This is a genomic window from Pantoea phyllosphaerae (assembly GCF_051025595.1).
Classification (GTDB): domain Bacteria; phylum Pseudomonadota; class Gammaproteobacteria; order Enterobacterales; family Enterobacteriaceae; genus Pantoea.
Genome location: NZ_JBPFDE010000019.1, coordinates 43,717 through 63,827, shown reverse-complemented (window position 1 = coordinate 63,827; position 20,111 = coordinate 43,717). Strand labels below are relative to the sequence as shown.

The 20,111-nt window shown below is 60.5% G+C and carries 21 protein-coding genes, 2 tRNA genes and 1 rRNA gene; 16 read left to right on the top strand and 8 right to left on the bottom strand.

Translation table 11 applies throughout. The features are described from left to right. Nucleotides 1–139 precede the first annotated feature (139 nt). The 3 genes from rrf (at nucleotide 140) to ACR6A7_RS19440 (ending at nucleotide 1,362) form a co-directional block, all read left to right on the top strand. A 5S ribosomal RNA gene (gene rrf, locus ACR6A7_RS19450) occupies nucleotides 140–255 on the top strand. Between the two features lie 74 nt (nucleotides 256–329). Next, nucleotides 330–406, top strand: a tRNA-Asp gene (locus ACR6A7_RS19445). A gap of 164 nt (nucleotides 407–570) precedes the next feature. Further along, on the top strand, nucleotides 571–1,362 hold the full coding sequence (locus ACR6A7_RS19440) for an endonuclease/exonuclease/phosphatase family protein (protein WP_434126914.1): 792 nt from the start codon (nucleotides 571–573) through the stop codon (nucleotides 1,360–1,362). Between the two features lie 229 nt (nucleotides 1,363–1,591). Here ACR6A7_RS19440 and mltD read toward each other — a convergent pair whose 3' ends face one another. Together mltD and gloB are read right to left on the bottom strand one after the other, a co-directional pair. Then, a complete protein-coding gene (gene mltD / locus ACR6A7_RS19435) occupies nucleotides 1,592–2,971 on the bottom strand; it encodes a murein transglycosylase D (protein WP_434126913.1) in 1,380 nt (459 codons plus the stop codon). A 71-nt stretch (nucleotides 2,972–3,042) separates the two neighbouring features. Then, a complete protein-coding gene (gene gloB, locus ACR6A7_RS19430) occupies nucleotides 3,043–3,798 on the bottom strand; it encodes a hydroxyacylglutathione hydrolase (RefSeq protein ID WP_434126912.1) in 756 nt (251 codons plus the stop codon). Nucleotides 3,799–3,840: 42 nt separating this feature from the next. Here gloB and ACR6A7_RS19425 point away from each other — a divergent pair, with 42 nt between their 5' ends. Then, nucleotides 3,841–4,578 carry a class I SAM-dependent methyltransferase gene (locus ACR6A7_RS19425; protein ID WP_434126911.1) on the top strand — a complete coding sequence of 246 codons (738 nt, stop codon included), beginning with the start codon at nucleotides 3,841–3,843 and terminating at the stop codon, nucleotides 4,576–4,578. On the opposite strand, the gene rnhA is transcribed toward ACR6A7_RS19425, so the two are convergent. Continuing rightward, complete coding sequence (gene rnhA, locus ACR6A7_RS19420; protein ID WP_033752878.1) at nucleotides 4,560–5,027, bottom strand: ribonuclease HI; 468 nt, start codon at nucleotides 5,025–5,027, stop codon at nucleotides 4,560–4,562. The genes ACR6A7_RS19425 and rnhA overlap by 19 nt on opposite strands. 54 nt (nucleotides 5,028–5,081) lie before the next feature. Between rnhA and dnaQ the strand changes: the two genes are divergently transcribed. Next, the gene (gene dnaQ / locus ACR6A7_RS19415) at nucleotides 5,082–5,813 is read left to right on the top strand and encodes a DNA polymerase III subunit epsilon (RefSeq protein WP_434126910.1); all 732 of its coding nucleotides are present in this window, start codon (nucleotides 5,082–5,084) and stop codon (nucleotides 5,811–5,813) included. Nucleotides 5,814–5,947: 134 nt separating this feature from the next. Next, nucleotides 5,948–6,024 (top strand) — tRNA-Asp (locus ACR6A7_RS19410). A 54-nt stretch (nucleotides 6,025–6,078) separates the two neighbouring features. Here ACR6A7_RS19410 and ACR6A7_RS19405 read toward each other — a convergent pair. Beyond that, the gene (locus ACR6A7_RS19405) at nucleotides 6,079–7,575 is read right to left on the bottom strand and encodes an NCS1 family nucleobase:cation symporter-1 (protein WP_434126909.1); all 1,497 of its coding nucleotides are present in this window, start codon (nucleotides 7,573–7,575) and stop codon (nucleotides 6,079–6,081) included. A 144-nt stretch (nucleotides 7,576–7,719) separates the two neighbouring features. Here ACR6A7_RS19405 and ACR6A7_RS19400 point away from each other — a divergent pair, with 144 nt between their 5' ends. The 5 genes from ACR6A7_RS19400 to ACR6A7_RS19380 all read left to right on the top strand — a co-directional run bounded on the left by ACR6A7_RS19400 (nucleotide 7,720) and on the right by ACR6A7_RS19380 (nucleotide 12,552). Then, a complete protein-coding gene (locus tag ACR6A7_RS19400; RefSeq protein WP_434126908.1) occupies nucleotides 7,720–8,442 on the top strand; it encodes a GntR family transcriptional regulator in 723 nt (240 codons plus the stop codon). Continuing rightward, a complete protein-coding gene (gene hpxA / locus ACR6A7_RS19395) occupies nucleotides 8,439–9,170 on the top strand; it encodes an allantoin racemase (RefSeq protein ID WP_096072615.1) in 732 nt (243 codons plus the stop codon). Before ACR6A7_RS19400 ends, hpxA begins: the two co-directional genes overlap by 4 nt. 34 nt (nucleotides 9,171–9,204) lie before the next feature. Continuing rightward, complete coding sequence (puuE, locus tag ACR6A7_RS19390; protein ID WP_434126907.1) at nucleotides 9,205–10,161, top strand: allantoinase PuuE; 957 nt, start codon at nucleotides 9,205–9,207, stop codon at nucleotides 10,159–10,161. Between the two features lie 310 nt (nucleotides 10,162–10,471). Next, nucleotides 10,472–11,683, top strand: a complete 1,212-nt coding sequence (locus ACR6A7_RS19385; RefSeq protein WP_434126906.1) for an oxalate decarboxylase family bicupin — start codon at nucleotides 10,472–10,474, stop codon at nucleotides 11,681–11,683. A gap of 140 nt (nucleotides 11,684–11,823) precedes the next feature. Next, entirely contained in the window at nucleotides 11,824–12,552 is a 729-nt protein-coding gene (locus ACR6A7_RS19380) for an HPP family protein (protein ID WP_434126917.1), read from the top strand. A 1-nt stretch (nucleotide 12,553) separates the two neighbouring features. Here ACR6A7_RS19380 and hpxZ read toward each other — a convergent pair whose 3' ends face one another. The 4 genes from hpxZ to ACR6A7_RS19360 are packed head-to-tail and all read right to left on the bottom strand — an operon-like array spanning nucleotide 12,554 to nucleotide 16,113. Next, entirely contained in the window at nucleotides 12,554–12,943 is a 390-nt protein-coding gene (hpxZ, locus tag ACR6A7_RS19375; protein WP_434126905.1) for an oxalurate catabolism protein HpxZ, read from the bottom strand. Next, a complete protein-coding gene (locus ACR6A7_RS19370; protein ID WP_434126904.1) occupies nucleotides 12,933–14,330 on the bottom strand; it encodes an AtzE family amidohydrolase in 1,398 nt (465 codons plus the stop codon). The genes hpxZ and ACR6A7_RS19370 overlap by 11 nt, the downstream gene beginning before the upstream one ends. Further along, nucleotides 14,327–14,512 carry an oxalurate catabolism protein HpxX gene (gene hpxX, locus ACR6A7_RS19365; protein WP_434126903.1) on the bottom strand — a complete coding sequence of 62 codons (186 nt, stop codon included), beginning with the start codon at nucleotides 14,510–14,512 and terminating at the stop codon, nucleotides 14,327–14,329. The genes ACR6A7_RS19370 and hpxX overlap by 4 nt, the downstream gene beginning before the upstream one ends. Before the next feature lie 14 nt (nucleotides 14,513–14,526). Next, the gene (locus ACR6A7_RS19360) at nucleotides 14,527–16,113 is read right to left on the bottom strand and encodes a gamma-glutamyltransferase family protein (RefSeq protein ID WP_434126902.1); all 1,587 of its coding nucleotides are present in this window, start codon (nucleotides 16,111–16,113) and stop codon (nucleotides 14,527–14,529) included. A 135-nt stretch (nucleotides 16,114–16,248) separates the two neighbouring features. Here ACR6A7_RS19360 and hpxU point away from each other — a divergent pair, with 135 nt between their 5' ends. The 5 genes from hpxU to ACR6A7_RS19335 all read left to right on the top strand — a co-directional run bounded on the left by hpxU (nucleotide 16,249) and on the right by ACR6A7_RS19335 (nucleotide 20,098). After that, nucleotides 16,249–17,088 (top strand): MurR/RpiR family transcriptional regulator HpxU, encoded by an 840-nt coding sequence (hpxU, locus tag ACR6A7_RS19355; protein WP_434126901.1) that lies wholly within the window; start codon nucleotides 16,249–16,251, stop codon nucleotides 17,086–17,088. A gap of 181 nt (nucleotides 17,089–17,269) precedes the next feature. After that, complete coding sequence (locus ACR6A7_RS19350) at nucleotides 17,270–18,055, top strand: transporter substrate-binding domain-containing protein (protein WP_434126900.1); 786 nt, start codon at nucleotides 17,270–17,272, stop codon at nucleotides 18,053–18,055. Nucleotides 18,056–18,064: 9 nt separating this feature from the next. Beyond that, nucleotides 18,065–18,730: an amino acid ABC transporter permease gene (locus ACR6A7_RS19345; protein WP_434126899.1), complete on the top strand. Its 666-nt coding sequence runs from the start codon at nucleotides 18,065–18,067 to the stop codon at nucleotides 18,728–18,730. Beyond that, nucleotides 18,730–19,386, top strand: coding sequence for an amino acid ABC transporter permease (locus ACR6A7_RS19340; protein ID WP_434126916.1), 657 nt, complete (start codon nucleotides 18,730–18,732; stop codon nucleotides 19,384–19,386). Before ACR6A7_RS19345 ends, ACR6A7_RS19340 begins: the two co-directional genes overlap by 1 nt. After that, the gene (locus ACR6A7_RS19335; protein ID WP_434126898.1) at nucleotides 19,367–20,098 is read left to right on the top strand and encodes an amino acid ABC transporter ATP-binding protein; all 732 of its coding nucleotides are present in this window, start codon (nucleotides 19,367–19,369) and stop codon (nucleotides 20,096–20,098) included. The genes ACR6A7_RS19340 and ACR6A7_RS19335 overlap by 20 nt, the downstream gene beginning before the upstream one ends. The last annotated feature ends 13 nt before the right edge of the window (nucleotides 20,099–20,111 follow it).

Below are 20,111 nucleotides of genomic sequence, written 5' to 3'. Positions count from 1 at the left end.
GATGCGTTGAGCTAACCGGTACTAATGACCCGTGAGGCTTAACCTTACAACGCCAGAGGCGTTTTGCGAGACGCGAAGATTTTCAGCCTGTACCGGATATTCTGCGCGGCCCTGCGGGCGGCGCGGAAAACAGAATTTGCCTGGCGGCCTTAGCGCGGCGGTCCCACCTGACCCCATGCCGAACTCAGAAGTGAAACGCCGTAGCGCCGATGGTAGTGTGGGGTCTCCCCATGCGAGAGTAGGGAACTGCCAGGCATCCATATTGGTATCCACCCGCGAGGGTGACACCGGTTATCAGCGAGACCCCGCTGGTAGCAGCAGTATTCGGTGGTGCGGTAGTTCAGTCGGTTAGAATACCGGCCTGTCACGCCGGGGGTCGCGGGTTCGAGTCCCGTCCGCACCGCCACCTAACAGATAAGCCCTGACTGCAAAGTCAGGGCTTTTTCTTTTGCGTTAAAAAGCCTCATTCGCACACGATGATTCCTACAATTCCCAACACCGATTGAAACCCCCGACTAAAATCCCTATAACTGACAGGTGCAACGGGTACGGAAGGAAGCAGGCGAAAACGTGCGAAAAAAAACTTATGCAATGCGCTATGTCGCGGGTCAGCCGGTAGAACAGATCTTTCCGCCGGGTGCCATGCTACATCTTGGCCAGGCGCTTCCGCCAGGGGCGCCGCTGTCGCCTGATGCCCATCTTAAAGTGTTAGTGTGGAATATTTTCAAACAGCAGCGCGCCGACTGGATGTCTGTACTGCAGGGGTTCGGTAAAGACGCACACCTGGTACTGCTGCAGGAGGCGCAAACCACGCCTGAGCTGATAAAGTTTGCGACCAGCAATTATCTTGCCGCCGATCAGGTCCCCGCTTTTGTGCTGCCTCAGCATCCTTCTGGCGTGATGACGCTCGCTTCCGCCCATCCGGTCTACTGCTGCCCGCTGCGCGAGCGAGAGCCGCTGCTGCGGCTGGCTAAGTCGGCACTGGTCACCGCCTATCCGCTGCCGACCGGCGAAATGCTGATGGTCGTAAATATCCATGCGGTCAATTTCAGCCTTGGCATCGATGTCTACAGCAAGCAGCTAGGGCCGATAGGCGAGCAGATTTTGCATCATAAAGGCCCGGTTATCATGGCAGGTGATTTCAACGCATGGAGCCGTCAGCGCATCCACGCGCTCTATCGGTTTGCGCGCGAAATGACGCTAAAAGAGGTGAGGTTTACGGATGATCATCGACGTAAAGCGTTTGGCCGCCCTCTGGATTTCGTCTTCTATCGCGATATGAACGTCAGCAGGGCCTCTGTGCTGGTTACGCGCGCCTCCGACCATAACCCCTTACTGGTCGAGTTTAACGCCGCACGCTAAGGGCAGCACGCGCCTGTTCGCCTTCTCTATCCTAATAGTGCGAGAGGGCGAATTACCTGACTGAATGCCATTCCCGCCTCCTTCGCTCTGATTTTTGCCGCCTATAGGGCTTCAGGCCATACATGAGGAGAGGCGCGTTTCATATTCGACTAATAAGTTATTGAAAAAAGGAAGAGAAAAGCGGGCGGAAATGAAAAAAAGGCCAACAAAGGTTGGCCTTTTCAACGCATCAGGTATCAGGCGATGCGTTATTATTTACGTAAAGCGTTAGCCTGTCTCCAGGCTGAATATCTTTCGTGCTGCTCAGGACCGTATTCCAGCGCATCACATCTTTGATATCGACGCCGTGGCGCCTTGCAATGCTGGCAAGAGAATCACCTTTACGCACGCGATAGGTGATGCTGTTGCTATTATCAGCCAGGCTCGTGCCGCTGTCGCCCACGGTCAGCGTCTGACCGATGCGAACGCTGGCGCTCCGTAAATTGTTCTGTTGCTTCAGCGATGCGACGCTGACGCCCAGTTTGCTGGCAATGCCGGAAAGCGTGTCGCCGCGACGCACTTTATAGCTGCTGCCAGACGCGCTGTTTTTCGCCAGCTGCGTCGGCTGTACTGCTGCAATGTCGCCAGAAGCCAGCGAGCTACGCAGCTTCGCCACGTGGGACTTGGGTACTAAAATGTACTGCGGTCCGTTGGGCGCGGTAGCACCTTTTTTATAGCCGGTATTGAAGCTCTTGAGCTTGCTGAGCGACATACCCGCCATTTCGGCAGCCTGCGTCAACTGCATCTGCTGACCGACTTCAACGCGCGCCAGCGCGCGGCTTTCGTCAGGTGTCGGCAGTTTAATACCGTAGCGCTTGTTGTTCTTAAGCAGTTCGCTCAAGGCCAACATTTTCGGTACGTAGACCGTGGTCTCACGCGGCAGCGACAGATTCCAGAAGTCGGTGGGCTTGCCACGCGCCTTGTTCTGTTTAATTGCCTTTAATACACGTCCTTCACCGCTGTTATAAGCCGCGACGGTCAGCAACCAGTCGCCGTCAAACATCTTGTTCAGACGCTGCATCATATCCAGCGCAGCCCTGGTCGAGGCGACCACATCACGGCGCCCGTCGTACCACTGGTTTTGTTTCAAACCATAGTTTTTGCCCGTTCTTGCAACAATCTGCCAGATGCCAGCGGCATTGGCTGATGAGGTTGCATGGGGGTCAAAAGCGCTCTCCACTATGGGTAGCAGTACCAGTTCCATCGGCATCTTACGTTTATGTATCTGCTCGACTATCCAGTACATGTACGGCTCTGCCCGTAATGTTACATCGTGGAGATAGCTCTTATTTTTTAAGTACTTTTGTTTTTGTTCGCGGATCCGGCTGTTTTCCGGAATCCCCATCTTCAACTCGTCACTAATGAAACTCCAGAGATCGGTATCTTCTGCGAAGCCAGTTCCATCTTCCTGCCATCGCGGCGACAACATTCGATCACCGTACTTTCCATTTTCACCTTGACCAGCTGAAGACAGACTCTGGGCATGCTGTTCAGGGATATTGGCGTCATTCCGTGATGCCTGACATCCCACCAGCAAGACCGAGGCGAGTAATATCGCTTTAGCCTTCATGTGTGTGTCAATAGTTCGCTTAAAAGACGAGCAACTATACGTGACGCCCTGTCACAACACAACCCGAAAAATCAAAACTGGTCTTTCTTTTCCCGTAAAAGAGCAAATGTGTCCCATATGTGGTCAGGTGTTAAATTTATGTTCAATGTCCTTTTCAAATCAGGATCTTGCGTACGCAAAAATAAATTTATTTGCCGTTCGTGCGCCAGTTTTGTGGGTAAAGTAATGCCGTTTTTGGCGCGTAAGTCCTTAATTTTCTGATATTCTGCCATAATTTGCGGGTCATGGGGCAGAATAGCCGCAGCAAACTTCAAATTAGATAAAGTGTACTCATGCGCGCAGCAAACCAGAGTGTCGTCGGGAAGTTGCTCAATCTTTTGAAATGATTCATACATTTGCTCAGCTGTGCCTTCAAAAAGACGCCCGCAACCGCCGGAAAACAGGGTGTCGCCGCAAAAAAGATAAGGCGAGCTGTAATATGAGATATGTCCTAAAGTATGACCGGGCGTATGAATCACGCTGAATTCCATTCCCATTAGCGACACCGTGTCGCCTTCGCTGACCACCGTTGACGCGCCTTTATCTTCTGTTTCCTGTGGACCGAAAACCTCAAGGCCAGGAAATTTTTCCAGCAGTGCTTGTACGCCGCCGACATGATCGTGATGATGGTGAGTCAGCAAAATCCCCGCCGGTTTCCAGCCGTTCGCGTAAACTTTCTCCAGCACGGGTTGCGCTTCGCCGGGGTCGACAATCAGGCAGTTGCCAGCGTCGTCGTTCAGCGTCCAGATGTAGTTATCCTGTAGCGCAGGAATACTGGTAAGATTCATAATCACCTCTCGCAGGCCGTTAGAAAAGGAAGATGGTAAAGCATGAAGCGCGCTAAAACACGCCAGATTCTGACCGCACCGCGCTCATGGCGCGATATGCCGTGGGGAGACTATTTCCGCGACGCGCTGACGCAGCAACTCCAGCCCTACCTGGGAAAGCTATATGGCTTTCATATGCTTAAGCTTGGCAACCTTAGTGCAGAAATCAATACCGAGCACTGCGCTATTTCACATCAGGTCAATGTCGGCAGCGAAGGCGAGCTGCTGCAGGTGCTGGCGCACCCGACGCAGCTGCCGTTTGAGTCCAAGTCTATCGACGCCTGCCTGCTGGCGCATACGCTGGCCTGGAGCCAGGATCCGCACCGGGTGCTGCGCGAAGTAGATCGCGTGCTGATTGACGACGGCTGGATGATTATCAGCGGCTTTAATCCCTTTTCGCTGCTGGGCATCAGCAAAGCGCTGCCCGGCATTCAGCGCAAAGCGCCCTGGAGCGGACGGATGTTTAGCCAGATGCGCCTGCTTGACTGGCTGAGCCTGCTCAATTACGAAGTGGTGTTCCGCACCCGTTTTCAGGTAGTGCCCTGGCACCGGCAGGGCGGCAAGGTGATTAGCGCGCATCTGCCTGCACTGGGCTGCCTGAATATCGTCGTGGCGCGTAAACGCACATTCCCGCTAACGCCGACAAAGGCGAAAAAGACATTGGGCAAGGCGCAGCTGCGTCCGGCGGTGAACGCCACGCGGCAGTTCCGCGCGGCGAAAGATCAGGACTCGACTTTGTAGCCGATATCCTCTGACTGCGGATGCGACGCTGCGCTGCGCGCCAGCTCGTCGCATCGTTCGTTTTCGGGATGGCCGGCATGGCCTTTGACCCATTCCCACTGGATCTCATGCCCGGCCAGCGCGCTGTCGAGGCGCTTCCAGAGATCGACATTTTTTACCGGCTTCTTATCCGCCGTTTTCCAGCCGCGCTTTTTCCAGTTATGGATCCAGCTGGTAATGCCCTGGCGCACATACTGACTGTCGGTGCTCAGCACCACGTGGCAAGGCTCTTTCAGCGCTTCCAGCGCCACAATCGCCGCCATCAGCTCCATGCGGTTATTGGTGGTAAGGCGGTAACCGGCGCTAAATAGCTTTTCGTGCTGCCCGTAGCGTAAAATCGCGCCGTAGCCGCCGGGACCGGGATTGCCGAGGCAGGATCCGTCGGTGAATATTTCTACCTGCTTGCGCATCTCTGGTAGACTCCCTTCTGAGAAAAACGCCAAGTCTGACATAAAACGAATCCTATGAGCACTGCAAATAACCGCCAGATCGTACTCGATACTGAAACCACCGGCATGAACATGATCGGTGTGCATTATGAAGGTCACCGCATCATTGAAATCGGCGCAGTAGAGGTGGTAAATCGTCGCCTGACCGGCAACAACTTCCATATCTATCTGCGTCCCGATCGGCTGGTAGATCCGGAAGCATTCGGCGTGCACGGTATTGCGGATGAGTTTCTCGCCGATAAGCCGACCTTCGCCGAGATCGCGGACGAATTCCTCGACTATATTCGCGGCGCCGAGCTGGTGATCCATAACGCCTCGTTTGATATCGGCTTTATGGATTATGAGTTTTCCATGCTGAACCGCGGCATTGCGAAAACCGAAACCTTCTGTCGCATCACCGACAGCCTGGCGATGGCGCGCAAGATGTTCCCGGGTAAGCGCAACAGTCTGGATGCGCTCTGCTCGCGCTATGAGATCGACAACAGCAAGCGTACGCTGCACGGCGCGCTGCTCGACTCCGAAATCCTGGCGGAAGTCTTCCTGGCAATGACCGGCGGCCAGACGTCGCTGGCGTTTTCGCAGGAAGGCGACGGCGCGCAGCAGAACGAGGGCGAAGCTATCCAGCGCATCGTGCGGCCCGCCTCAGCGCTGCGGGTCGTGGCGGCGTCGGACGAAGAGGTGATGGCGCATGAGTCGCGTCTCGATCTGGTGATGAAAAAAGGTGGAAGCTGCCTCTGGCGCGGTTAACAGAAAGCGTTTCGCTGGTTAAATCAGCGTTAAGCGTAAAAAAACAGCAAACGCGCAACGCGGCGAGAAAAAGCGTTGACGGGATCCTGAGCGGCCATTAATATGCGCCTCGTTCCCGACGGGGAACACAGCGCGGTGCGGTAGTTCAGTCGGTTAGAATACCGGCCTGTCACGCCGGGGGTCGCGGGTTCGAGTCCCGTCCGCACCGCCAACTCTTCAGAAAGGCCGATTCAGCAATGAATCGGCCTTTTGCTTTTCTGCTTCCTTACTCTTTCTGCATCGCAACGCCACCGGCGAAAGGCTGGGCGGCGCCTGCTTCACGCTCGTGGCGCGCCAGATAGCGATAGCATCCGCCGCCCAGTGCCGCACCGATAAACCAGCTAAAACTGGCGACCTCATGCAGCGACGGCATAAAGCTGATGATCAGACCAATAGCCACTGAAGGCAGCAGTGCGGCAATCGCTTTTGGATTGAATCCGCCGCGATACCAGTAGCGCCCTTTCGGCGTTGCGTCGAACAGGTCATCGACAAAGACGCGGCCGCGTTTAATCAGATAGAAATCTGCCAGCAGGATGCCAAAGAGTGGCCCGATAAAGGCGCCCAGCACGTCGAGCGTATAGTGGATCAGTTCGGGCGACTGGAACAGGTTCCACGGCGTCAGCAGCACCGAACCTACTGCGGCGATCATACCGCCGGTGCGGAAGCTGATTTTTTGCGGCGAGCAGTTAGAGAAATCGAACGCTGGCGAGACGAAGTTCGCCACGATATTAATGCCGATGGTGGCGGTGATCATGGTCAGCAGCCCAATCGCCACCGCCAGGTCATTGCCGACCATGCTGACGGTTTCGATAGGATCGGTAATCATCTTGCCGAACAGCGACTGCGTGCCGGAGACGATCACCACCGTCACCACGGAGAAGAGCAAAAAGTTAAAGGGCAGGCCCCAGCGGTTGCCGCGGCGGATCTCGCCCATGCTTTTGCCGTAGCGCGAGAAGTCGCCGAAGTTAAGCAGCGGCCCGGAAAAGTAGGAGACCACCAGCGCGGTGGCGGTGATCATCTGCCAGCTCTGTTCGCCTGCGCTCAGGGATTTGCTCGCCAGGGTAAACGAGATACCGTCGAACCCCGTCTTGTATACAATCCAGCCCGCCAGCGCCACCATCACCACATAAACGGCGGGACCCGCCACGTCGATAAAGCGCTTAATGGCGCTCATGCCGTGCCAGAACACCATCGCCTGAAGCAGCCACATCACGCCGAAGCAGCACCAGCCGAGCAGCGACAGGCCCAGCCAGCTGGCGTGGGTCATCGACGCCAGCGTCGGAAAGAATTTCAGCAGCACCAGCATCAGCGCGTTGGCGGCCAGGTAGGTCTGAATGCCATACCAGGCGAAGGCAATCAGCCCGCGGATCACCGCCGGAATATTGGCACCAAAAACGCCGAACGCCTGGCGAGAGATCACCGCATAAGGTACGCCTGCCATCTGGCTCGGCTTCGCCACCAGGTTAGCGCAGAGCTGCACGATGCAGATCCCCGCCAGCAGGCAAATCAGCACCTGCCAGCTCGCCAGCCCAAGGGTGAAAAAGCTGGCCGCGACCACATAGCCGCCCATGCTGTGCACATCCGACATCCAGAAAGAGAAAATGTTGTACCACGTCCAGTTTTGCTGGCGCGTCGGCGCCAGATCCTCATTGGTCAGGCGGGGACTGTAGCGCGCGCGGGCTTCAGCGGCCGACGCGGAAACATGTTTTTGAGGGTTTGGCATGAAACCTGCTCCTTATCACGAGGGTTAACGGTCTTAGCAACGTGAAAAGCTGTTGCAGGATCCAGGCCAGAATTGAAGTCTTGTATACAAAAAAAGGTTTTCGCGTATACGATGGTGGCACACAGCCTGTAAAGGGAGTCCGGTATGAGAAGTGAGACAGGCCAGGCACTGGCCGCCGATCGCGGGGATAAAGACGAATCTATCTACCAGGCGTTAATGAACGCCATCGTGGAGCATCAGCTGCCGCCGGGCAGCAAACTGCCGGAAGAAGCGCTGGCAGAGGTGTTCGGCGTCAGCCGCACCGGCATTCGCAAAGTCCTGCAGCGCCTCGCCGCAGTGCAGATGGTGACGCTGTTGCCCAGGCGCGGTGCACAGGTGACCACGCCTGGCGTTGATGAAGCGCGCGACATTTTCCGCACCCGTGCGCTAATCGAGTGCGCCAATTTGCCCGCCGTGCTGTCGCATCTGCAGCCGCCGCATCTGGCGGGGCTGACGCAGCGTATCGCTCAGGAGCAGCAGGCGCACGATGCGCGTGACGGCGCAGCGGCGATCCGTCTCTCCGCGGCTTTCCATATCGAACTGCAGGCGATTGCGGGTAATGCGGTGCTGACGGAACTGGTCACGCGCCTGACGCAGCGCTCTTCGCTGGTGATCGCTGCCTGGGGCGCGCCCTGGCAGCAGGGCTGCCGCTGCGACGACCACGACCGGCTGGTGGCCCACCTGCGCGCGGGCGACCTCGCCGCGCTGACTCAGGCGCTGCAGCACCACTTCGACCACATCGTCTCCAGCCTGCACTTCGAGCGCAGCGGTGAAACGCTGCCCGACTTCTCACGGTTATTTGCCCGTCATAAAGAGGTGACATCATGAGCCTGATCCAGGTCATCAACCCCAACACCAGCCTGGCGATGACGGAAACCATCGGCGCGGCGGCGCGCGCGGTCGCTGCGCCAGGCACCGAGATTATCGCCGTGTCGCCCTCGCAGGGCGTGCCCTCGATTGAGGGCCATTTCGATGAGGCGATCGCGGCGATTGGCGTGCTGGAGCAGGTGAAGCGCGGCAAAGCGCAGGGCGTCAGCGGCCACGTTATTGCCTGCTTTGGCGACCCCGGGCTGCTGGCGGCGCGCGAGCTGGCCAGCGGGCCGGTCATCGGCATCGCCGAAGCGGCGATGCACGCCGCGACGCTGGTGGCGACGCGCTTTTCCATCGTCACCACGCTGCCACGCACGCTGATTATCGCGCGCCATCTGCTGCAGCAGTACGGCTTTACCCATCACTGCGCCGCGCTGCACGCCATCGATCTGCCGGTGCTGGCGCTGGAGGATGGTTCGGGGCTGGCGCAGGAGAAAGTGCGCCAGCAGTGCCTGCAGGCGAAGCAACAGGATGGCAGCGGCGCCATCGTGCTGGGCTGCGGCGGCATGGCGACGCTGGCGCGCGAGCTGACGCAGGAGCTGGGGATGCCGGTTATCGACGGCGTCAGCGCAGCGGTAAAAATGGTGGAGGCACTGGTAGCGCTTGGCTTTGGCACCAGCAAGCATGGCGATCTCGCTCAGCCGATCGCTAAACCTCTCTCAGGCGCGTTTCAGCATCTAAACTAACGAAACCTTGCCGTAATTAAACAGGAATTGATGAATGGATAGTGCAGAGAAGAAAGAGTACAGCTTCAACAAAAACTATCCGCGCGATCTGATCGGCTATGGCGCCACGCCGCCGCACGCCGCCTGGCCGAACAAGGCACGCGTGGCGGTACAGTTCGTGCTCAACTATGAAGAGGGCGCCGAGAACAACGTGCTGCACGGCGATGCCGGTTCCGAGCAGTTCCTCTCCGACATCATCGGGGCGGCCAGCTATCCCGATCGCCATATGTCGATGGATTCGCTCTACGAATATGGTTCGCGCGCTGGCTTCTGGCGCATCCACCGCGAATTCCAGAAGCGCGGTCTGCCGCTGACGGTGTTTGGCGTCGCGATGGCGCTGGCGCGTCATCCGCAGATCGTCGAGGCGATCAAACAGGCCGACTACGACGTGGTCAGCCACGGCTGGCGCTGGATCCACTACCAGTCGATGGACGCCAAAACCGAGCGCCAGCATATGCAGCAGGCGGTCGACGTGCTTACCGACCTGTTCGGCAAGGCGCCCACCGGCTGGTACACCGGGCGCGACAGCCCCAACACGCGGCGGCTGGTGGTCGAGCAGGGCGGCTTTAGCTACGACAGCGACTATTACGGCGACGACCTGCCGTTCTGGACGCAGGTCACCTGTCAGGACGGCACCGTGAAGCCGCATCTGGTGATCCCTTACACGCTGGAGTGCAACGATATGCGCTTCGCGACGCCACAGGGGTTCAATACCGCCGAGCAGTTTTTTACCTACCTGCGCGACACCTTTGACGTGCTCTATGAAGAGGGCGAAACCCAGCCGAAAATGATGTCGGTTGGCATGCACTGTCGCCTGCTGGGCCGGCCGGGGAAATTCAAAGCGCTGCAAAACTTCCTCGACCATATTCAGCAGCATAACGATGTCTGGATCTGTACCCGCCAGCAGATCGCCGATCACTGGGCCGCGGTGCATCCCGCGCCGCAGCCCTGAGTATTACCCGACGCGGCTGCGCAAACAGCCGCGCTTTCCGGACCGTTCTTGTTAAAAAGATGTAACGGGTTATTTAGCAGAAATATTAATGCATCTCCTCAACCGTTAGCAATTCGTGCGCGCCTCAAAGCCCATTCTGACGCCATTTTTAACCATGTTTAAATGAAGTAAAAATTTTCCCCTCATAAAATTGATTAAAAAACCTGAGGTTCCTCGTCGCCCGATGGACTGTTACATCTTGCCTGCCGCCGACGGTTCGCTTTGCGCGTATAGATATTCCGGACTAACCACGGAATGAGGAACCCTGTAAATGAGCAAGCTTTCCCGAAGGAATTTTATGGCGTTCGCCGCTGGCGGCACGGTAGCCCTGGCGGCAGGCCAGGTCCACGCCCACGACACCATTGCCTCCTGGCCTGCGGGCACGCCGCGCGATCCCGGGCCGCACGATCCGGCGCGCGAGGCGCAGAACCCCGATATCGTCAATCCGCCCGCTACCGACAGCGGCACGCTGCCCAATCTGCGCTTCTCTTTCAGCGACGCGCACGTGCGCAAAGGCAGCGGCGGCTGGACGCGCCAGGTGACGCAGCGCGAGCTGGGCATCTCCACCACCATCGCGGGGGTTGATATGCGCCTCAACGCGGGCGGCATCCGCGAACTGCACTGGCACAAAGAGGGCGAGTGGGCTTATATGACCTTCGGCAAAGCGCGCGTGACCGCCTTCGATACCGACGGCGGCTGGTTTGTCGATGATATCGGGGTCGGCGATCTCTGGTACTTTCCGCCGGGCATACCGCACTCGATTCAGGGACTGGGGCCCGACGGCTGTGAGTTTCTGCTGGCGTTTGACGACGGCAGCTTCGATGAAGACAGCACCTTTCTCTTGTCAGACTGGTTCAAACATGTTCCGCCCGATATTCTGGCAAAAAACTTCAGCGTGCCGGTTTCAACCTTTGCAAAACTGCCTTCCCCGGACGACGAATATATTTTTGCCGGCAAGGTGCCGGGTAGCCTGGCTGCGGACGCCACCAAGGGGGCGCCGAAATCAAAACGCGTCTTCACCCATCATATGCTGGCGCAGACGCCGATTAACGCGCCGGGCGGTACGGTACGCATTACCGACTCCTCGACCTTTCCGGTATCGAAAACCATCGCGGCCGCGCTGGTGGAGGTTGCGCCGGGCGGCATGCGCGAACTGCACTGGCATCCCAACAACGATGAGTGGCAATACTATCTGGAAGGCGAGGGGCGCATGGGCGTATTCGCCTCCTCCGGCCAGGCGAGAACCTTTGATTACCGGGCAGGCGACGTCGGCTATGTCCCGTTCGCCATGGGGCACTATATCGAGAACACCGGCACCGGGCCGCTACGGTTTCTGGAGCTGTTCAAAAGCGATTACTACGCCGATATCTCTCTTAATCAGTGGCTCGCCAGCACGCCGCGCGAGCTGGTGGCGCAGCATCTGCAGCTCGACGATGCGTTCCTCTCGGCGCTGTCGCTGAAGAAAAGTCCGGTCGTCAAATAGCCTTCCGGGCTGGCGCGCCGCCAGCCCTGGGCACAATTCCGAATCCTGACCCGTCACTCCACCCTGCGGTTGTGACGGCCAAATCAATCGGCGACAATCGCCCATTCCATAATTTTTTCTGATGAATAAGCGTTGTGAAGATGACTGAATCGCGTCAGGCGAAGGGGAGGAGCGGGCTGCGCACTTTTTTTGCCCGCTTCTGGCCGCATCCGCTGCCGGTGGCCAAAAAAGAGATCGTTATCGCCAGCGTCGGCGCCGGGCTTGGCCTGACCATCACCAGCCTGATAAGCCACTGGCTGTTAGGGCAGGTTAATTTGTGGTTCGTTGCGCCGATGGGCGCGTCTGCCGTGCTGCTGTTCGGCATCCCGAACAGCCCGCTGGCGCAGCCCTGGTCGATTGTCGGCGGCAATATGGTGGCGGCGGCGATTGGCGTGACCGCCGCCATCACGATCCCTTATGCGCCGCTGGCCTGCGGCGTCGCCGCCTGCCTGGCGATCGCCGTGATGTTTCAGCTGCGCTGCCTGCATCCGCCCAGCGGCGCGGTGGCGCTGACCGCGATTCTCGGCGGGGGGCACGTCCACCAGCTGGGCTACCACTATATTCTGACGCCCATACTGCTTAACTCCCTCTGCCTGGCGCTGCTGGCGATCTTCTTCAATAACCTGGCGGGCCGCCGCTATCCGCACCCGCTGGCCGCTGCCGAAGCGAAACCCGCGCCGGTGGCGCTGGACGTGCCGATTACCCGCGATGATCTGCATCAGGCGCTGGAAAGCGGCGAACTGCTGGATATTGATGAAGATGACCTCCAGCAGCTGCTGCAGCGCGCCGAAGCGATTGCGGTGGCGCGCCAGGCGCGGCGCGCCCGCTAATCTAGCTTTCGCTCATCAGGCTGACCTGCGCGGCGACGATGCGCCAGCCCTCAGGCAGCCTGACCCAGCTCTGCTGCTGACGGCCAGTTTTCGACGAGCCTTCCCGCGTGAACTCGGTGCTGCATACCGCGTAATCTTCGCCAAAGGTGGTGATAACGCTGTTGCGCAGGGTGCGCGCCAGCCCGGCCGCAGGACGCTGGGCGCGAAAGGCGCGGATCTGCTCAATGCCGTAGAGGTTCTCGCCTGCCCCGAGGCGAACGGTGCGTTCATCGTGCCAGAACAGCGCGTCGAGCGTCGCGATATCGTTGCTTACCAGCGCCTGCTCATAGCGGTAAAAGGCGGCGGTCACCTCCGCGACGACGTGCGGTAAATTAATCTCTTCAGGGTTCATTGCGGTTATCCATAGACGTTGGTGCCAGGGTGATGCCCTGCTGCTCAAGGGCGAAAGCGACGCGCAGCGCGGCAGCCTCGTTAAAAGGCGCGGCGATGAGCTGAAGCCCGATCGGCAGGCCGCTTTTCGTTGCCAGCGGCACGCTGCACACCGGCAGCCCGAGGAAGGAGATCGGCTGCGTCAGCATGCCCATGCTGGCGCGCGACGGCAGGTCAGCGCCGTTAACGCGGATGCTCTCCTGACCGATGAGCGGCGCGGTGCAGGGCGTGGCGGGGGCGATCAGCACGTCGAAGCGTTCGAACAGCGGCAGCACCTGCTGCTGGAAATGGCGGCGGAAGCGCTGCGCCTGCACATACCAGGCGGCAGGCAGCATTGCGCCCGCCAGCAGCCGCTCGCGCGAGGCGGGTTCGAAACGCGCCGGTGAGGCGCGCAGCGCGGGCAGATAGTGGTTGCCGCCCTCGCAGGCGGTCAGGATAAAGGCCGCCGAGCGCGCCAGTTCCGCCTCCGGCAGCGTCACCTCATCCTGGATCTCCAGCGCCCGCGCGGCGCGTGCCAGCGCATCGCGCGCGTCGTCGTCGCACCAGGTCGAGAAAAAGCCGCCCAGCACGGCACAGCGCTGGCCCCCTTCCTCTAGCCCCACCTGCGCGGGATCGGCGGGCCGGTTTGCCTGAAAGGCGTCCTGAGGGTCGTGGCCCTGCAGCATGTCATAGACCAGCGCCAGATCTTCAACGCGGCGCGCGAAGGGGCCGATATGATCGAGGCTGGCGACAAAGGGATGGCTGCCGCTGCGCGACAGGCGGCCAAAGGTCGGTTTCAGGCCGAAGATGCCGCACAGCGACGCAGGCACGCGAATGGACCCGTTGGTGTCGGTACCGAGCGAGAAGTGCGCCAGGCCTGCGGCAACCGCCGCCGCGGAGCCGCCCGACGAGCCGCCCGCGACGCGCGTCAGATCGTGCGGGTTGCGCGTTGCGCCAAAGTGGCTGTTCTCGGTGGTGAAGCCATAGGCGTAGGCGTCCATATTCAGCATGCCGGAGAGCAGCGCACCGGCGCGGCTGAGGCGGCTCACCGCCCAGGCGTCCTGCGTCGCCGCCGGGCGATCCTGAAACAGGGCAGCCCCCGCCAGCGTAGTGTGGCCTGCCACGTCGAACAGATTTTTCACCGCATAGGGCACACCCGCCAGCGGCGGCAGATCCTCACCGCGGCGTCGCTGCGCGTCGACGGCGTCCGCCTCACACAGCATGCGTTCGTCGGTGAGCTCGGTCCAGGCGTTAATCGCCCGGTGCCGTTCAATTCCACGCAGGGTTTGCTGCGCCACCTCGCGCGCGCTGAGATCGCCGCGCTGGATCGCCTGCTGCAGCGCGCGGAGAGAGAGTTCGCTCAGATTCATGGATGAAACACTCCCGCCACTTCGAGCCGATCGTCGAGGGGAAACGCCATCAGCGGCGCCGCCAGCGCGGCGATGCGCTCAAGCTGAATCACCAGTTCAGTGCGGCGCGGGTCATCCAGCTCCAGCGCCAGCAGCTGCTCCATCAGCGCCAGATAGCGCCCCCAGTCGGTTGTCTGATTCATCTTTTTTTCTCCTGTCAGAATCCGCTCGCGCTGCCGTTGCTGCGCGGATCGCATGCGCCTTCCAGCATGCCGTTGTTATGGCGCACGATGGCGCCTGCGTGGCCAACCGCCTCGCTGAAGTCGGGCAGCAGCTCGACCTCGTGCCCCAGCTGGCGTAGCCTGGCGACGCTCTCCGGCGAGAAGCGGCCCTCCAGCTTGAGCGAGTCGGAGGACTGACCCCAGGTGCGGCCCAGCAGCCAGCGGGGCGCGCTCACCGCCTGCTGCAGCGGCATGCCCTGGATGACGTGGCGGGTAAAGATCGCTGCCTGGGTTTGCGGCTGGCCGTCGCCGCCCATCGCACCGTAGACCAGCGTGCGGCCATCTTTCAGGCGCGCGGCGGCGGGATTAAGGGTATGGAACGGCTGTTTGCCCGGCGCCAGCGCCAGCAGATGATCCGCGTCGAGGCTGAAAGCGGCGCCGCGGTTCTGCCAGGTGATGCCGGTGCCGGGGATCACCACGCCGCTGCCGAACTCGTGGTAGATGCTCTGAATAAAGGAGACGGCGAGGCCGCTGCTGTCCATCACCCCCATCCACACCGTGTCGCCGGGACCGCGCCCGGCGCCCCAGGGCGCCGCCTGCGTCTCGCTAATCTGGCTCGCCAGCGTGGCGAAGTGATCCTGGGTCAGCAGCGACTGCGCCTCGCAGCGCATATGGCGCGGATCGGTAAGATGGGCGTCGCGCAGCGCGAAAGCCTTTTTGGTCGCTTCCACAATGCGGTGCACCGTCTGCGCCTCGTCAGCCTGCGCCATCGCCAGATGGTCAGTCACGCCGAGGATCGCCAGCGACACCAGCCCCTGCGTCGGCGGCGCGATATTCCACAGATCGCCTTCGCTGTGCGCCACGTGCAGCGGCACGCAGCGACGCGCGCGCTGCTGCTGCAGATCCGCCAGCGTCACCGGCATACCGAGCGCTGACATTTCGCGCGCCAGATGATGCGCCAGCTCGCCGCGGTAGAAGCTGTCGAGACCCTGCTCGCTCAGCAGGCTAAGCGTCTGCGCCAGCGCTGGCTGGGTAAAGCGGCTGCCCTCGCGCGGCGGTTCGCCGTCCGGCATAAAAGTTGCGGCGAACCCCGGCTGATGCGCCAGTTCATGCTGTTTCGCAGCGGTGGCGGCCGCCTGCGAGGCGGTAACCGGAATGCCGTCGGCGGCGTAGCGGATCGCGTCGCGCAGCAGGCGCGGCAGCGGCAGCGGGGCGCCGCCCAGCTCGCCGGAGAGCGCCAGCGCCTCCTGCCAGCCGCTCACCGTCCCGGCCACCGTGAGCGCGGCGGCGGGGCCGCGATGCGGAATCGCGCTCAGGCCGCGGTAGAAATCGGGATGTGCCAGCGCGCCCGCCGCGCCGCTGGCGTCGATAGCCACGGGATCGCCGTTCGGGGGCAGCACCAGCCAGAAACCGTCGCCGCCGAGGCCGTTCATATGGGGATAGACTACGGCGATGGTCGCGGCGGCGGCGACCATCGCCTCAATGGCGTTGCCGCCGTCGCGCAGCACTGCCAGCGCGCTCTCGCTCGCCAGGTGATGCGGCGCGACCGCCATGCCCAGCGGAGCCATATTGCTCTGAATCATAGTGAGGGTTCTTATTGGGTAACAGAGCGGGGATCCAAGCAAGAGCCGTTCCAGTTTTTTGCTGTGGCGCACGACGGCGGTAACCTGGATCGAATTATGCTAGCTTCTGCTGAAACGAAAGTTACAGGACGACGCATGAAACAGCTTGATGAACGACTCAGAAGCCACTATCCGCAGCTCTCGCCGCAGGAGCAGCGTATTGCGGATTTCGTCTTTGACCATTTCGACGATCTGATCAGCTACAACAGCGCCGAGCTGGCAAGGCTCAGCGGCGTGTCGAAGGCCACGGTCAGCCGCCTGTTCCGGCGGCTGGGCTATGACAAATATAAAGATATGCGCGACGAGCTGCGCATTCTGCGTCAGAGCGGCATGCCGCTCACCGACAACCGCGATGCGGTGCAGGGCAATACGCTGCTGGCGCGCCATTATAAGCAGGAGATGGCGAACCTGACGCAGTGGGTGAACGCGCTCGACGCGCAGCAGTTCGGCGAGGCGGTGCAGCAGATGACGCGAGCGAAGCGCATTTTCGTTATCGGCATGCGCAACTCCTGGCCGCTGGCGCTGCACCTGCGCCAGCAGCTGCTCCAGGCACGCGCCGACGTGATGGTGCTGCCGCAGCCGGGCCAGACGCTGGCGGAAGAAATTGTCGATATCACGCCTGAGGATATGGTGGTGGTGATGGCGTTTCGCCGTCGTCCGCGCCTGATTCGCCCGCTGATGCAGCAGCTGCAGCAGCGAGATATTCCGCTGCTGGCGCTGTGCGAGCCGCAGGCGCAGTCGATGAGCGGCCTGGCGCGCTGGCAGCTCTGTGCGCCGCTCGACAGCGTATCGGCCTTTGACAGCTACGCGTCTGCGATGAGCCTGATCAATTTGCTGACCAACGCGCTGCTGCATGAAATGCTGACCCAGGGCCGCCAGCGTATTCATCAAATCGCCGACCTCTACCAGCAGCTGGACGAGCTGGAGCACCGTTAAAGAGCACCTTTTTGGTGCTTTGCCTCATTTTGATCCTTTGATATCAGGCGGCGTCAGGCCGCCTTCCTTCGCTTGAATTAGCGTTTCTGCCGCTTAATCCGCCGCGCCAGTGATTGGCACATTAGTTGCAAATCACATTTACAAGAATCTTTTGTTTCAGGTCAACTTACCGGGGTGCATAATGAAAAAAGCGTTAATGGCGGTGGCAGCGGCGGCGTTACTGATGGTTCAGGCTGGCAGCGCGCTGGCGGATCAGCTGCAGGATATCGAGAAGCGCGGCGTGCTGCGCGTGGCGGTGCCGCAGGATTTCCCGCCGTTTGGATCGGTTGGCACCGATCTGCAGCCGCAGGGCTATGACATCGATACGGCGAAATACCTCGCAAAACAGATGAAACTTAAGTTGCAGCTGGTGCCGGTCACCAGCGCCAACCGCGTGCCCTATCTGCAAACCGATAAGGTCGATCTGGTGATCTCCAGCATGGGGAAAAACCCCGAGCGTGAAAAAGTGATCGACTTCAGCCGCGCCTATGCGCCGTTCTTTCTCGGCGTCTTCGGCCCGAAAGGCGAGACGCTGAAAGACGCGGCGGCGCTGAGCGGCAAGAGCATCGGCGTGACGCGGGGCGCGGTGGAGGATATGGTGCTGAGCAGCCTCGCACCGAAAGAGGCGCAGGTGAAGCGCTATGAGGACAACAACACCACGCTGTCGGCCTACCTCTCTGGCCAGGTGCAGTACGTGGCGACCGGCAACCTGGTCGTGGCGGCGATCGCGCGGCAGAACCCGCAAAAGGCGCCGGTTGCGCAGTTTATGCTGAAGGATTCGCCCTGCTTTATCGGCCTGAAAAAAGATGAGCCGGCGCTGAAGGCAAAAGTGGACGCGCTGATTGAGCAGGGCATCAAAGACGGCACGCTCAACAAACTGTCGGAAGAGTGGCTGAAAGCGCCGCTGCCCGCCAGCCTCGGCGCATAAGGGCGCGCTATGCTCGGGCAACTTAATTTCCCTGCGCTCCTGCCCTACTGGCCGGAGCTGCTCGCCGGGGTGTGGGTCACCATTCAGCTGACGGTGATGGCCACCGTCGGCGGCGTCGGGCTGGGCATCCTCGGCGCGGCGCTGCGCAGCGGCAAAGCGGGCTGGGCCAGCCGTCTCTGGGGCCTTTACGTTGAGATTATCCGCAACACGCCGTTTGTGGTGCAGCTCTTTTTTATCGTGTTCGGCCTGCCCAATCTGGGGCTCAAGCTGACGGCGGGCGAGGCGGCGCTGCTGGCGATGCTGATCAACCTTGGCGCCTACAGCACCGAAATTATTCGCGCCGGCATTCAGGTGACGCCGAAAGGGCAGTGGGAAGCGGGGCGCGTGCTGGGCCTGACGCGCCCGCAAACCTTTCTGCGCGTGGTGCTGCCGCCGTCGCTGCAGCGTATCTATCCGGCGCTGGTCAGCCAGTGCATTATCGTGATGCTCGGCTCATCGGTGGTGTCGCAGGTCTCTTATGAAGAGCTGACCTTCGCCGCCAACCTGATCCAGTCACGCACCTTTTTAAGCTTCGAGGTCTACCTGGTGACCACGCTGATCTATCTGCTGCTGTCGATCGCCATGCGCCAGGTGCTGCTGGCGCTGGGGCGTAAATGGTTAGGAGTGCAGGCATGATGACGACCTTTACCGACTGGGACATTCTGCGCAATCTGCTGCTGGCGGCGCGCTGGACCCTGCTGCTGTCGCTGACCGCCTTTGTCGGCGGCACGCTGGTGACGCTGCCGCTGCTCTTTTTGCGCCTGCTGCAGCGTAAGTGGCTGACGCGGCTGATCCGCTGCTACACCGAGCTGTTCCAGGGCACGCCGCTGCTGATGCAGCTTTTCCTCGCCTTCTTCGGCGTCGGGCTGTTCGGCATCGACGTCGCGCCCTGGACGGCGGCCTCGCTCGCGCTCACCTTCTATACCAGCGCCTTTCTGCTCGATATCTGGTTCGGCAGCATTCGCGCGCTGCCGAAAGGGCAGTGGGAGGCGTCGCGCTGTCTCGGCCTCGGCTTCGGCCAGACGCTGTGCCGGGTGATCGCGCCGCAGGCGATCCGCATCGCCATCGCGCCGACGGTCGGCTTCGCCGTGCAGGTGATTAAGGGCACCGCGCTCGCCTCAATTATCGGCTTTATCGAACTCACCAAAGCCGGGACCATTTTGAACAACGTGACTTATCAGCCTTTTAAGGTGTTTGGCCTGGTCGCGCTGGGCTACTTCCTGATGTGTTATCCGCTGTCGCGCTACAGCCAGTATCTGGAGAAAAAATTCCATGCCGCTCATCACCATTAATCAGGTGCAGAAATACTACGGCGATAACCACGTGCTGAAAGGCGTCGATCTCGATATTGAGATGGGCGAAGTGATCTCCATTATCGGCCGCAGCGGCTCAGGCAAAAGCACGCTGCTGCGCTGCATGAACGGCCTGGAAGGCTATCAGGAAGGGAGCATCAAGCTGGGCGGCATGACCATTACCGACCGCGATGCTCAGGCGCGCGACATCAGCCGCTCGGTCGGCATGGTGTTTCAGAACTTCAACCTCTTTCCGCATATGACCGCGCTGGAAAACGTCATGCTGGCGCCGCGCCGCGTGCTGAAAAAGAGTGAGGCAGAGTGCCGCGCGCTGGCCACCCGGATGCTGGAGAAAGTCGGTCTTGGCGAGCGCCTCAACTACTCGCCGGCCAACCTCTCCGGCGGGCAGCAGCAGCGCGTCGCCATCGCCCGCGCGCTGGCGATGAACCCGAAGGTACTGCTGTGCGATGAGATCACCTCGGCGCTCGATCCCGAGCTGGTGGGCGAGGTGCTGAAAGTGCTGGAGCAGCTCGCCGCCGAAGGCATGACGCTGATCCTGGTCACCCATGAAATGAACTTCGCCCGCGACGTCGGCGATCGCGTGGTCTTTATGCACCAGGGGCGCGTCTGGGAGCAGGGCAGCAGCAAAACCCTGTTCGCCGCGCCGCAGACGCCGGAGCTGAAGCAGTTCATCTCCTCGGTGCGACTCTAATTTAGTAAGGAAA